The 14,046-nt window shown below is 57.3% G+C and carries 8 protein-coding genes and 1 pseudogene; all 9 read right to left on the bottom strand.

Annotated elements, in window-relative coordinates; genetic code table 11:
• Positions 1-47: 47 nt before the first annotated feature.
• A complete protein-coding gene (locus CF137_RS08855; RefSeq protein ID WP_139718782.1) occupies positions 48-362 on the bottom strand; it encodes a hypothetical protein in 315 nt (104 codons plus the stop codon).
• Positions 349-1,599: a poly-beta-1,6-N-acetyl-D-glucosamine synthase gene (pgaC, locus tag CF137_RS08850; RefSeq protein ID WP_101346208.1), complete on the bottom strand. Its 1,251-nt coding sequence runs from the start codon at positions 1,597-1,599 to the stop codon at positions 349-351. Before pgaC ends, CF137_RS08855 begins: the two co-directional genes overlap by 14 nt.
• Positions 1,596-3,554, bottom strand: a complete 1,959-nt coding sequence (pgaB, locus tag CF137_RS08845) for a poly-beta-1,6-N-acetyl-D-glucosamine N-deacetylase PgaB (protein ID WP_101346207.1) — start codon at positions 3,552-3,554, stop codon at positions 1,596-1,598. Before pgaB ends, pgaC begins: the two co-directional genes overlap by 4 nt.
• Entirely contained in the window at positions 3,554-5,938 is a 2,385-nt protein-coding gene (gene pgaA, locus CF137_RS08840; protein ID WP_240038532.1) for a poly-beta-1,6 N-acetyl-D-glucosamine export porin PgaA, read from the bottom strand. Before pgaA ends, pgaB begins: the two co-directional genes overlap by 1 nt.
• Before the next feature lie 703 nt (positions 5,939-6,641).
• A complete protein-coding gene (locus tag CF137_RS08835; RefSeq protein WP_162515898.1) occupies positions 6,642-7,529 on the bottom strand; it encodes a DUF4434 domain-containing protein in 888 nt (295 codons plus the stop codon).
• Complete coding sequence (locus CF137_RS08830; RefSeq protein WP_139718779.1) at positions 7,529-10,468, bottom strand: NfrA family protein; 2,940 nt, start codon at positions 10,466-10,468, stop codon at positions 7,529-7,531. Before CF137_RS08830 ends, CF137_RS08835 begins: the two co-directional genes overlap by 1 nt.
• Positions 10,468-12,711, bottom strand: a complete 2,244-nt coding sequence (nfrB, locus tag CF137_RS08825) for a cyclic di-3',5'-guanylate-activated glycosyltransferase NfrB (protein ID WP_139718778.1) — start codon at positions 12,709-12,711, stop codon at positions 10,468-10,470. Before nfrB ends, CF137_RS08830 begins: the two co-directional genes overlap by 1 nt.
• Before the next feature lie 5 nt (positions 12,712-12,716).
• The gene (gene wecB / locus CF137_RS08820; protein WP_204787365.1) at positions 12,717-13,799 is read right to left on the bottom strand and encodes a non-hydrolyzing UDP-N-acetylglucosamine 2-epimerase; all 1,083 of its coding nucleotides are present in this window, start codon (positions 13,797-13,799) and stop codon (positions 12,717-12,719) included.
• A 111-nt stretch (positions 13,800-13,910) separates the two neighbouring features.
• Positions 13,911-14,046 (bottom strand): annotated as a pseudogene (locus CF137_RS08815) (IS5/IS1182 family transposase); the annotation flags it as partial.

Raw genomic sequence — 14,046 nt, 5'->3', positions numbered from 1 at the left:
GGTTCAAGAGGGACGAAAAGAGTGAGGGGCCGATCGGCCCCTCATCATCACGGCGCTTTCGAGGCCAAGCGCTTACCCACCAGCCGGTGCAGCAGCTTGTTGTATTTCGCCCAGGAGTGGATAAGCAAAAAGATGCCGAACAGCAGTACCAGAAACAGTTGCCCTACCTCGACTCCATCCAGCGAGCCGATAAAGCTCTCGTTCTCCTCCGTCTCCAGATAGTTGAGCCAGGGTTGCAGGGCCAAAAAAAACCAGCCCCCCCAGGTCACCAGCAGGATCAGCACATCCCGCAGCCGATACTTCCAGCTGCGCCGGGTGCCGTTGCTGATGATCATCTCGTTCGCCAGCTTATGTTTTGTCACGGAACGACTCTCCCCTGTCAGGACTTTCCCAAACGGCCAGCTGGCCACGGCGACGCAGGATCGCCTTGGGCACCGCCACCACTACGGTCACCAGATTGAGCAACCAGTAGATGAGCGGATACCAGACGCACCAGATAAAGCTGCGGGCCATGCTCTTGTCGTAGTTGTTGTCGATAAAGATACTGACCCCGAACTGTACCAGACAGATGGCGGTCATCATCACCCCGGTCCACTGGAACAGGTGACCCACCGCCAGTCCGCTCAGGTCCGGCTCAAGCAGCCAGATCAGCGCCAGCAGCAACATGCTGTAGCACCAGGCAACGCTAGAGAGATACTCCAGCAGCAACAGCCAGAAGCGGCGATTGCGCCAACGCATCGCCTGCAACCCGTAGCGCAGAAACACCTCGGCGCCCCCCTGCGCCCAACGCAGCCGCTGTTTGTAGAGGCCGCGCACAGTCTCCGGCATCAACACCCAGCAGAGCGCCTGCGGCTGATAGTGAATGAGCCACCCAGCCAGCTGCAGCTTCCAGCTGATGTCGATGTCCTCGGTCACCATGTCATTGCTCCAGCCACCGACCGCCTCGACCGCCTGCTTGCGAAAGGCCACCACCACCCCGGAGACGGTAAAGACAGTGCCGTAAATCCGCTGGGCCCGCTTGATAAGACCGATGATGGAGCTGAACTCGCCAGTCTGGATCTTGCCGATGATAGTGGAGCGGGTGCGTACCCGTGGATTGCCGGTGACCGCCCCGACCCTCGGGCTCTCGATGAAGTGCTTCACCATCCAGCGCACCGAGTCATAGTCGAGCACAGCATCCCCGTCGATGCCGACCAGGATCTCCCCGCTGGCCACGGCCAGCCCGTTGTTGAGCGCCATCGCCTTCCCCTGATTGTGCTGGTGGAGCACAGTCAGGCGCGGATCCTGCTGCGCCAGCCGATCCAGCCGGGCGCCGGTGTCATCCTTGCTGCCGTCATTGATGGCCAGCACCTCGAAATCGGGATAATGCTGGCGCAGCAGGTGGCCGATGGTCTCCTCAACGTTGGCCCCCTCGTTATAGCAAGGCACCATTAACGTCACCCTGGGGTAATAGGGGAGCTCCAACCCCCGCTTGGCCAGCGCGATATCCCGCCGCTCCCACTGGAAGTAGTAATAGAGACCGCCACAGACCCACACCATGGCCATCAGACTGGGATAGGCCAGGGTAAAGATGGCTATCCCTTCCAGAAAATCCTTCACTGCATCGCCTCCCCGTGAGTTGCCGTGGCGGCACTGACTGCAACCGGCGTGGCTGGCAGCTGGGTCGGCTGAGGCTGGGTCTGCACCGAGAAGACTGGCTTGAGCACGGCCGGATCCGGCTGATTGTTGTGAAAATCATCCGGGTAGTAACCAAAGTTGGTCACCCCCTTGCGCTGAATGATCTCCATCCAGCGCACCAGCTCGGCATCAGGGATGGGCTGGTCGGTACGCCAGTTGCGGCTCTGCAGCTCGAACACCAGCCGATTGGCCGGCACCTGCGCCAGTGAATCTTCCGCCAGCCTGGCCAGCCACTCGTCGGGATTTTCGGCCTGCTCCATATAGGGCATGGCCATCACGGCGGTGTAGTCATAGGCCTTGGCAAACGCCGCCATGCTCTGGGCAAACCACTGCTGGGATTGCGGCTCGGTCACCAGCGCCGCATAGATATTGCGGGCACTCTTGAGCCCATCAGCGCCCCCCTGCCGATAGCGGGCGGCGGCATCACGCAGCGCCATGGTGAAGTCGATCAACAGATCGGTCTTCTGCTCCCCTTGCGCCTGCAGCGCATCCGGGGTGCGAGCCAGCGGCATCGGCCCCTCGTAGTCGCTGAGGAAGGCGTCATCGTGGAACAGCAGGCCGTCAAACTTGGTGTAGAAGCCGAGATCCTCATAGATATCCAGCAGCAGCTGACGGCTGGCAGGATCCCAGGGAGAGAGGCGCAGATACTGCCCCTTGGCGGGGGCGCCGGTACGGCTGTCGGTGACATAGGCGTGACTCGGTCCCATGTCGTAGGCCATCACCGGCATCCAGGCGAACACCTTGACCCCGGCACGGGTCTTGAGCTGCCAGGCGACCCGGTTGAAGAGATCCGCCTTGACCGGCATATGACGGTTGGGGAAATAGAGCGCCTCCGCCACCCCGTCGCCATTGTCATCGGCATAGGCCTGCAGATAGACGGTGGTGATGCCGTAGCCCTTGATCCGATCCAGCAGCATGTCGATGTTCTTATTCATCTGCTGCGGATCCTTGTCGTAGACATAGTCCAGATCCACGTGCACCAAGCGCTCCACCTGCCGCTCCCAGGTGTTACCCCCCATGATCTCGTCCAGGGTTTCGAGGCTGGTGTCCTCTTCCAGCAGATAGCGGCGCACCGTGCTGCCCGAGTCACTCAGCTTGTTGAGCCCTTCGGCCAGCGTGAAGGTGTAGGGCATCCCGGCCGCACTGGCCAGCTCCAGCGCCGCCTGGTTGAAGGCGCCGTAGGGCCAGACCAGGATCCGTGGTGCCCGACCAGTCTGCTCCCTGAGCTGGCTGGCCGATGCGTCGAAGTCGGCTTTTATCCGGGTCAGGTAGTCGGCCATGCTCTCGTAGCCATTCTGGCTCCAGCCTGCGGTGGTGACCGCTGGTTGCACGTTGCCCTGCGGGTTGGCGAGCAGCCCGTAGTGGGAGGTGAAGGTGTGGGATGCCAGCTCCACCAGCCCGGACTCCTGCATCTCGCGGATCTGCGGCCAGCCGACGAAGTAGCTGCGCGGCAGCTTGTCATTGCCGTACGGGACCATCTTGTCATCCGCAACATCCAGCCAACTGCCTACCAGCGCAAAGACTGCCGGGTAGTTGTAGAGCTTGAGCAGCGGATAGACCAGCCGGTAGAAGCTCTCGTAGCCATCGTCGAAGCTGAGCAGGATCGCTTTCTCCGGCAGCGGTGCCTTGCCCGCTTTGGCATCCAGGATCTGCTGGAAGCTGACCGGGTGATAGCCCTGCTGTTTGATCCAGTTGAAGTGGCGGATCAGGGTGTCGCGCCGGATGGTCTGGGGATAAAGCTTGAGGTTGGGGGTCAATTTCAGATCGACGATATCGTGGTAGCAAAGCACCACATAGTCATCGGGTTGCCGGGCCGCCTGCGTCAGCGAAGGCAGCAGTGCAAGCAGCAAAACGAAAGGAGCAAGCCAGCGTCTCATTACATGAAACTCCATTGCAGATTGGCGAAGATGAAATTTCCGAACTCGGGGTTGCCGTCATAGATGGCCTGACGGCGGCCAAGGCCATAGCCTAGGCTAAGGGTGGGAGAGAGTATCCAGTCGTGGCGATAGCTGAGCTGCCACCCCTGATCGCTGCCATAGCCCTGCTGCCAGTAGTGGTTGCCACTGATGATCAGACTCTGCAGCAGCGAGCGACGTCCATCCAGCGGCAGCCGGTAGCGCCCCGCCAACTCCAGCTCCAGATTGCGATCCTGCAGGGGATTGAAGTAGTCGACCTCCACCGCCTCGTTGCGGGAGGTGGCGCCGCGCAAGGTGGTATCGAACCACCAGCGATCACGACGCCAGAGATCCTGACGCAACCAGCCGGAGGCGGTCAGCCGCCGGTTGCCGTCGTTGATATCCATCCGCTCCAGCCGCAACGCACCCTCGCGGGTCTCATCCTGACGCCAGCCCAGATCGAGCTGGTATTGATCGGCGTAGTTGCCGCGCGCCAGTGCCCGCAACGGGGTATCGGCACTGTTGAGGTTGATGGCAGTGCCCAGCGTCCAGCGATCGTCGAGCCGCCAGTCGAGGCGACTCCACAGATAGCCTTTGTGGTTGAGCTCGCTACCCGTGCCACCCTCCAGCGTCAGCTGCAACGGGTAGAAGGAGAGCTCGGCCCCCAGCCCGGTATAGGCGGCGCGCTCAGGCTGCTGGTCGAACTCGCCAAAGCTGCCCTGACGGCGGACAAACAGTCGATCGCCGCCATCGCTGCGAGCGCTGTAAAGGCGGCTGTCGTAGCTCCAGTCACGGCTGGCCTGCACCGAGCCCCCTTCGTTGCGGCCATGGGTCAGCTCGGTGACCAATTGCGGGGCCTGCTCCAGACTCAGCCGCTGCTGTAGCTCCTGACGATCCCGGGTCAGGTTGCCAAGGGTGCGCACGGCCTGCGGCGTGCCCCGCCAGTCGCCCTTGTCGAGCCGGGCGTTGAGGCGACCGGGCTCGGCCAGCACGGTGCGTCCGGCAGGCAGCCAGCGCACCGCCTGCTGATACGCCTGCTCGGCCCCGTCGGGATGACCCCGCCAGCGGCGGATATCCCCCAGTTGCAGCCAGAGCCAGGGATTGGCAGGCGCGCTCTTCAGCCACCCTTCCAGCTGTTGCTCTGCCGCACCCGCCTCACCACGCCAAGCCTGCAGCAAAGTTTTCAGCTGCAACACCTTCTCGTAGTCGTCGTTGGCCATCCGCATGTTGCCGGTGAAATCCCAGCGAGTCGGTGGCTCCTGCCAACCGGCCAGCAGACCCTGTGCCGCACCATAGCGCTCGCCATCCGAATAGGCGTAGAAGCGCTTCTCCAGCAGGCGCTTGTCTTTGGCCCGGGCCGGGGTCGCCAGTTGCTGGTAAATCAGGGAGGCCTCATCCACCCGCCCCAGCCCGGCCAGTGCATCGGCGCGCGCCTCCAGCACATAGTCGGGTAGCGGCCCTTCGGCCTGCAGCGTAGCGGACTCCCGTTCGGCCCGGGCAAAATCGCCAAGGGCCACCAGCGTCACGACTACATCGCGACGGGCACTGATATAGAGCACATGATCGTGAGGTGCGCGGGCCAGGATCCGCTCTTGCAGCGCAAGCGTGCGGGTAAGGGTGTTGCGGGCCAGCGCCGGATCTTCGGTCTGGGCCGAGATCCGCAGCAAATTGACCGCCTGGTAGTAGTCGAGCCAGAGCCGGTCGACCGGTTTGAACAGCTTGGGGTAACGACCCATCAGATCCGCAGCCGCAGGCCCCGCCCCCAGGCTCACCGCCACCCGATAGAGTGCGAGCACCTGCTCGTGATTATCCGGTTCCAGCTCCAGCCACTGCTGGCGAGCCAGCAGCTCGCCCATGGGATCTTCACCCTGACGGGCGGCATAGATGCGGGCTTCGAGGATCGCCTGATCGCGGCCAAAACGGGCTTCATATTCACCCGCAGCGCGGCGAGCCAACTCGCGGTTGCCCTGATCACTGGCGGTGAGAAACAGCCCGAGCCAACCATTGGGATTGGCTGGTTCGCGCCCCTGCAGGATGCGGTAATAGCTGATTGCCTCGGAGTAGCGCTTCTCGTCGCGGGCGGCACGGGCCACCCCTTCTAGCGTACTGTTACTGATGGGGCTGAGCTCGCACGGCTCACAGGCGGCCAGCGTCCTCTTGCGATCCCCCCGCCACAGCTGTACAGCGATCAAGTCATCGAGCACCTTGCCATCACCACTTTGTCGATAGAGGGCATCCAGTCCATGCGCTGCCGCATCCAGCTCTCCCACCCGGGCCTTGATCACCCAGGCTTCGCGCGCCCTGTCTACCTCACTGGCACACACCAGCAGAGGTAACAGCACCAACATCAAAAAGATGCGATTCATTCGCAACATACCATCCATAACAAACGCGGGTCGTTTCGTCCCTGCACAACCACACGCATACACACATCCGTCCGCTCCTGCCTGATGAGCAAGAGGGCTTCCTGACTTGTGTGCTGATTTTGAGGGTAAAAGGCGGGCGATGAGCCGACACCTTTCTTGTGTGCGGCCCAGCCATCTCCGGGCGGAGATCTGAGGCTTTCCGAACCCGATTCACATCGGGAGTGGCAAGGAGAGCGATTCTGCAGCTGTGGACAATTTAGTCAATCAAGTAGGATGGGAATGGTTATCAACTAGATGAATAGATCAATCTTTATGCACAAAGGTGACTGTAAAAAAACTATTAACAAAATAGACAAAAAAGCGTGGGCGCGGAATCCATTACCTTGCAGCCCACTGTTCGTATGAATATTCATACGAATACATATGTGATGAAAATATCGCGGACCCCATCGACAGTGCGACAGGTGGCGTCGCCCGCCTCCCCAGTGAGGTAGCACCGCTACTACGGCAACAAGGGATAACAACGAGGTGCGGTACTCCCGGTCTGATCACCGAGAGTACAAAGGATTACACGGGGATAGTCATCAGTCCCCACCTCAAAATCGACCTAATGCGAGTTCCTTGTGAAGGACAAACTTACCGAACATTTACATCACATTGATTTAAAAAAGATTGTTGGTCTATCCATATCAGCCCGCTCTTTTCAGAGCATGTCGGCCAATCCGGGCAAGTAACGCAAGGAGAAAAACCAGCGCTGGCTACCGCATTGGCTCGGAGATGACCAGAGAACTCTCTGTTGTGGCTCAGCAAGCGGTTCGGCATTAAATGCAGATACTCCGCTCTTCTGCACAAATAGCTCGTGAATCAAACCTGTAACACGCCCCTCACAAGGGTAAAGAGCGTCCAGATAGAGCTCCCGCTCGGACTTGCTCAACACTCCGGTTCCGCTTCCATCCTGCACCATCAAGTTCACACCTGTATCTACCAAGCGGGTGAGAAGATCCCGATAGGCTTGTGGACTCATTTTGCCGGTGAAGAAGCTACTGATATAGACGGGCTCCGGGCTCACCTCGCGCAACACCTTCACAGAGTTAGCCAGATGACTGGCTAGCAGAGCCTGTCGCTCGGGCTCACGCCAGTTAGCATCATCCAACTCTGCAGGTAGATACCAGCCCGCAATATTTCCCTTCCCCAAGCGTTTCAACCACTCTTCGGCCAAACGGAGGTTGTAACTCTCCTGCTGACCGAGATAACGAGCGAGAGAACCTGCACTCTGAGCCTGTAGCTGAAAAAATGCAGGATCAGCGTAGAGCCCAATGACTAGCCTCAACCCCGCAGCCTGGGTTCGCTGAAGTCGAGCAGCCAACCAGTCACTCTCTTCTGGCTTAGCGAATGCATCACCGTAACGAGTCCACTGCACGATGAGCGTATCGAACCCCTCCTTTTTTACTTGGGCAACTATCTCGTCCCAACGTGCCTCGCTGAGTGCTGCGTCCCGCAATTGGGGTTGATAGAAGAGTCCCTGGCTAGCCTGGGCAGGCGCCACTATCCCCAGCAAAATGAGTACCAACCCCTTGATCCAATATCTCATTACCATCTCACTCCCATGGTCATCATCAGGGTACCCTTCTCATCCTCCCGGTCGGGATCAATCGCCAACAGGCGCTGATATTCGACCCCCACGCTGAGCTTGTGGGGCCAGGCATCATAGCGGGTCTCACCGAACCAGTGGTTCCAGCGTATTCCTACCCCCCCCATCAGGAGGCTATAGTCGTCAGCATCGGGGGTAAATCCTACAATATTGCCGTTATCGTTGTAGTAATCGCGATCTGGGCTCTTGTCGTTCCAATATTGGCGTCCCTGAACATGTGCATAAGGCTCCACAGTGTCACCCCGCTGGAGCTTGTAGTGATAGCTAAGCCGATAATCCGCCACCAGGCTGGTCTGCTGTGAGCGTAAGTAACGAGCCGCATCCAGATAGAGATTCTGTGCCCACCAGCCACTATCACCGACATGCCATTCATCGCTGTACAGGCCATCGTTCAGGAAGGAGGCACTGGCCCGGATCAGCGTGTCGTGCTCCCCCCCCTGACTACTGTTAAGTGGAAGAAGTTCTTCTGCAGAAAAGAAAAGTGCCTGGCTACTGAATGGCTTCCAGCGCAGCCCCAGCCCAACAGTTGGGTCCCTAAAATCGAGGGGGTTACCTTTACTATCAACGCCATAGCTGCCGCCTTCGGACAATGTTTCATTGGGACGATAAACCCGCTTACCCAAACTGCTGCCATAAAGGCGCCCATAAATAGAAAGAGTCTTACCATCACGAATGGGCTCATTACCCAGCCGATACTCTATCTCTGCCTGGGCATAGCTCTGGGCAACCGAATTGCCACCGATACCGCTGACCGTCCCCTGGCCATTGCCAGTCCATGCATCGAAACTGTAAGTCCAGCGTCGACCCAGGTCTTCATGCAATCGTCGCAGGTCATATCGTAATTGTTCTGGTGGATCACCATTGATAGCCTTGGTCGCATACTCTCGAGCTTTCTGGTTGTGTGCCAGAGACTGGTTGACATAGACCTGAAGTTCAGCGAGCTCGCCATCACCCTCTTTATAACTGGAGTCTAACCAGTCACTGGCCGCCTGCTTCTCGTCATTGTTCAGCAGGGCATAGCCGTAGGCTAACTGGTATTCCCGATTATTCGGTTCAAGGCGGTTTGCTACCTGCAATGCCATGCTCGCCTGTGCTGTCTGTCCGAGTTTCTGATGATGCTGCGCCAACTGAGCATAATCTTCAGCCTCCGGTGTCAAGGCGCTCGCTCGCTTAAGGCTGGCAATCGCTTGGCCATCCTGCTGGGTTCTGGCCAAGGTTCGCCAGTATTCAGCATCTTGAGGCAACCCTGACTGCAGATATTGAGCAAGCCACCGCCGAGCTTGAACAATGTCTCCGGCGGCCAGGGCAGAACGAATCGCCGCCATTTGCTCTTGTGGATCAGAAGCCAGCCTAACCTGCCGCCAGGCCTTGAGTGCGGCATCATAGTGATGGTTCTCATAAGCCTGATAGGCAAACTGACGCAGATCACTGGGTTGCCCAAAACTGGCGGCACGAGAGAAGGCGTATTCAGCCAAGCCCGGCTTACTCCTCCGATAACAGTTGCCGAGAGCACGCCAGCTGTCAGCATCATAACTGGCAGATAGATCCCCCAATACCTGCTCAACCCCCTCACATTGTTCCGACTTCGCCAGTAAATTAACCTGGAGGCTGCGCAGCGTCGGCTCAGCAAGCGGCTCATAGAGGCGGTCAGGCAATGAGCCAGACTCGGCATTCTCTTGTAACAGAGTCAAACGCCGGATCAGGCTCTCACGAGCTGACACATTGGCCCCCTGATAGGGCCAGTAGTCGATGAGCAGTTCACGTGTCGCCGCCAACAGGCCCGCCTGCTGCAGTCGGTAACTTACCTGATCCAGCTGTAACATGGGCTGCCCGGCATTCCGGATCAAACGGCGCCCCTCCCTGACCAGCCTGTCCCATTGGTGCTGATGCAACGCAGATTCGAATGCAAGTTCGGCACTGTTATGTGCAGGCAAGCTGGTCAGCAGTTTATCCAGCTCAACCCAACGCCCCTCGCGGCGCAATATCGGCAACAGCAAGCTGGCATAGAACTCATGATTCTCAGCATATTGCAGTGCCTCAGTGCCCGTTAAAGTACCGTTGTTGGCGGCCAGCTGTAGCCATTCTCGCTCCTGACCAGCGTTGGTAAAGTGCGGATAGTGTGACTGTTGATAACGCTTTAGCCCCGCACTGTCCTGCTCCTGACCAAGGGCAAACGCAATGGCCAAATCCAGCTCTCCATCCTGACTCGGCAAACGACGGCGCAACTCAACCGCATGGGCGACATCCCCTTGTGATAGCAACATGTTCAGCCACTGCCTCAGCTCCCCTTTGCTCAGATTGCCAGCCTCATCGAGACGGGCAAACTGTACCGCAGCCAGTGACCAGTTCCGCTCACCCAGTGAGCGCTGTAACAGGCCATGCCTCAACCTCAGTCCTTGGGGACTGGCTGCAAACTCCGGGTCCTCCAACGCAGTCGCCACCTTCTGCAAGTCTGCATCGAGCAAGTCACGCTCTGCCCGGGCAACCTTGCACTCAAGTAGCTGACAATCAGGATCGAGTGGATTTTTGCGCTGCAACCCATCGACAAAGGCAAGCAGATCGGCATCCTGTGGGGTAACAGCCAACTGCTGGCGAGCCAATGCCGCGGCCTGCTGGTCTTCACCGAAATGCTCGTAGGCTCGTGCCAGATAAAGCGCTATAACGGGGTTTTCAGGCTGCAACTTGCGAGCCTGCTCAAACTCTGCAATAGCTCGCGCACTGTGCCCCCGTTCCATGGCAGAGAAGCCCTTATGCAGATGGGGATAAAGCACGAAACGTTGATAGTTGGTCACCCCTGACCCAAGTTCATAGTCCTGCTGAGCCGCCATAGCCCCCTGACCAAATAGCAAACCAGAGAGCAGCAATATTTCTGGACGCATCAGATGGTCTCCTCCCGTTGCAGTGCCAACCAGGTTTCATTCACTCCGGCGTCTTGCAACAATTCATGCAGATTCAGTTGATAAACATCTTGCAGTGCCTGAGCTTGAGCCAGTACCTGCTCACTGATTACTTCCTGCTCGACCAGGAAACGGGCGAGGGTCATTTCGCTTCGTTCATGTCGCAGCAACAAGGAACGCAGGGCGGCTTCGTCGATGTGGCCCAACGTGATCAGCAATTCAGGTAGCATCACCTGGCTGGCAAGATATCGGTTCCAGATAGCAACCGATTTATCTTCACCAATCTGACCATCCGTCAGCGCTCGTTGCAGTAATGCTCGAGGATCGACACGCTGACCGCGGGCATACCAACGACGAAGCCCCACGGTAACTTCGCCACGACAGGCAATCACATAAGTAACAGGAGAGCGGAGCTTGCGAGAAAGTGCGCCAAGAGAAACTGGATCCAGGTAGGTTTCACAGGCAAGCACCAGTACACCGTTAACAATGCGCAGCGGTAATACACCATAATGCATCGCGACATTGGGGGGGACTCTGTGCAGCATATCTCGCGCCAGACTATAGGCATCAACATGCTCCCAGGTCACCCCGCTCTGCTCCGCCACACCGGCAGCCAGCTGCTCGCGGGTTATGAGCCCTTTTTGCACCAGGTTACTGCCAAGGCGCAGGCCTGGTAGCCTGTTTAACAACACCTCATCAAGCTGCAATCTGGTCAATCCACCCTGCTCAATCAGTATCTGGCCGAGCGGTCGTCGTGCGCGGTTTTCTTCTCCCAGACTTGGGAAATCGTGGGTAGTCTTGTCCCAAGCCACCCGACGAGGATCACCCTGGGCAATGATTTGAGAGAGCGCACGCCAGTTGGCCATGAAGTTGATGACATTCCCCCAGAACAGGCGGGGAATGGACATCAACCCCTGCACTATGCCGTAGTAGCGGGTCACGAAGATCAAGCGCTGTAACATTCGATTAAGCATCAGAAACAGATTGATCCAAAGCAGATTGACCAACCAGCTGTCGCCTTCGAAGATAGAGAGAAAGTAGTAGGGATCCTCTGCAAGCCACTGATACAAAACGAGAGTAAGTAACTGGAGCAAAATAAGGCTGGCGGTAAAACTGAGGAAATTGGTCAGAGCCCCCTTGCGATCGCGCCACAGGAAGTAGTTCAGCTTCCAGTTGCGGCTCCATTTGTGAGTCTTGAAGCCTTGATAGACTATGCCAATGATCCAGCGTGACTTTTGGCGCACTGCCGTCTGGAAGGTATCGGGGAAGTACTCCCGTACACAGATGACGTTGGTATCCCGCTCATGCATGCCAAGTCGCCAACGCTTATTCGGGGTACTCCTTGCCTCACGAATGACGGGAAAACGGACGAAGATCTCTTCCATCCCCTTTTCCTTAAGGCGGAAACCTATGTCGTAATCTTCCGTCAGACTCTGCACATCGAAGGCAATCCCATCACCATCCTCCAACAGCGCGATGATGGCACGACGGCTGAAACAGGTACCAACTCCGGCGCTGGGCACTTGGCCGGATACCGCTTCGCGCACAGGAACATCTTTGCTGTGCAGTTCGGCAAACTCGTCCAGATAGTGAAGGCTGGTGAAGTTGTACCAATTTCGTTCAAAGGGATAAACGGGGATCTGAATCAGATCCTTACGCCCAACCAGATAGTTAAATAGCCTTAGTTCCATATCCGAAATGACATCTTCGGCATCATGCAGAATGAAACCGGCAAAGGAGAGATTGGCCTTGCGCTCGAACTGAAAAATGGCATCAAGCACATTGTTGAGGCAGTCCGCCTTGCTGGTCGGCCCGGGACGAGCACATACGACTTTGTGCACATTGGGAAAACGGGCGCACACTTCATCCACATCTTTCTGGGTATCAGGATCATTGGGGTAGGTACCGACGAAAATCTGATAGTTTTCATAGTCGAAGCGAGTTGCAGCCAATTCTGCCATCTGACCGATGACGCCCGTTTCATGCCAGGCGGGCACCATGATGGCAAGAGGCTGCTCATCCCGTTCATAAAGGCTCTGGTAATCCAGTCGATCATGGCGGCGATATACGGTCTGTCGTCGCCAAGTGGTTCGCACCCAGTAGACGATATCAATGAAAAGATCATCGATTCCACTGATCAGCATGGCGATAGCTACCGTGGTAGCGATCAACTTCAGGCCATAAAGATAAATAGCGAAACTATCAACCAGCCAATATTCTGACATTGTCATTACCTCAGCAACGCATCTGCCATGATAGCGGCAATGCGAGAACAGGCTTGGCCATCCCCAAACGGATTAGCCATAACCCGGGGAGCAAAGTCCCCCGTTTGCCATAGCTCGCTGACCCGTTGGACAATGCGCGCCTCATCCGTCCCCATCAGCTCTGCGTAACCAGACTCGATGGCCTCGGGTCGTTCGGTTTCCTCACGTAGCACCAAGAGTGGCACACCATAAGTGGGCGCTTCCTCCTGCAGACCTCCCGAATCCGTCATTACTAACCAAGCATCAGCAATGGCCTGCTGCATAGCCAGATAATCAAGCGGTTCTGTCAGCGTGACGTTGGGCAAGTGGCCAAGCAATGGGTAAACCGCCTGTTTGATGACAGGATTGAGGTGCACAGGGAAAAGCACACGCATGTCGGGATTTACCGTTGCAAGACGCGCGATGGCACGGCAGATTCCCGCCACCTCATCACCCCAGTTCTCCCGCCTATGTACCGTCACTAGCAAGTGTCCCGGTTGATCACCTTTGCGCTGGATTCCGTGACGCTTGTTGGCCCATAACTGTGCATCGATGACAGTATTGCCAGTGACATGTACCTTCTCGGCGGGCACCTGCTCAGCCAGCAGGCAAGTGCGAGCACGATCAGTCGGCGCAAAGTGCAATTGAGCAAGACGCCCAATCATCTGGCGCAGACCCTCTTCAGGAAAAGGGCGATCGAGACGATAAGTGCGCAACCCAGCCTCCACATGGGCAACGGGTACCTGATGATAAAAACCGGTCAGAGCCCCCAAAAAAGCACTTTCCGTATCACCCTGCACAATCACCATGTCCCACGCTTCTTGCGCCATCAATGATTCGAGCTGCGCACGACAACCCTGACTAAATTCGAACAAACTGGAACCGTGACGCACCAGCACCCAATCAGGGCTGATATCAAAGCAATCAAGCAGTTGAATGGCCATGCTGTCATGCTGGCCTGTATGAACCCAGGATACATCGACCCATGACTCCTGCATGAGCGCATGGTAGAGAGGTGCGAGCTTGATTATTTCCGGACGAGTACCAGACACCAGCATGATCTTTTTCATCACAAACAACTCCATTCAGAGAATCTGATATCACTGCAGGCGGTTCAGCAAACCAAGGATTCACTGGTTGTCATAACCGACTAAATGATTTCAATACGTTAGGGACTGTCGTCATAAGATCGAGGCCCACAAGTATGTGCAGCGGATCTGCACCGCTGCCACAAACGAGCCAGTGTTTTTGGCGTATCTTGTCGCAATTCCTCGCCATTGTTTCAGATGGAGGAAGGCGTTTTCCACCAGATACCTT

Origin of the sequence: Aeromonas sobria (assembly GCF_006243315.1) — a bacterium.
Lineage (GTDB): Bacteria > Pseudomonadota > Gammaproteobacteria > Enterobacterales > Aeromonadaceae > Aeromonas > Aeromonas sobria_A.
This window is presented reverse-complemented; position numbering and strand designations above follow the sequence as displayed.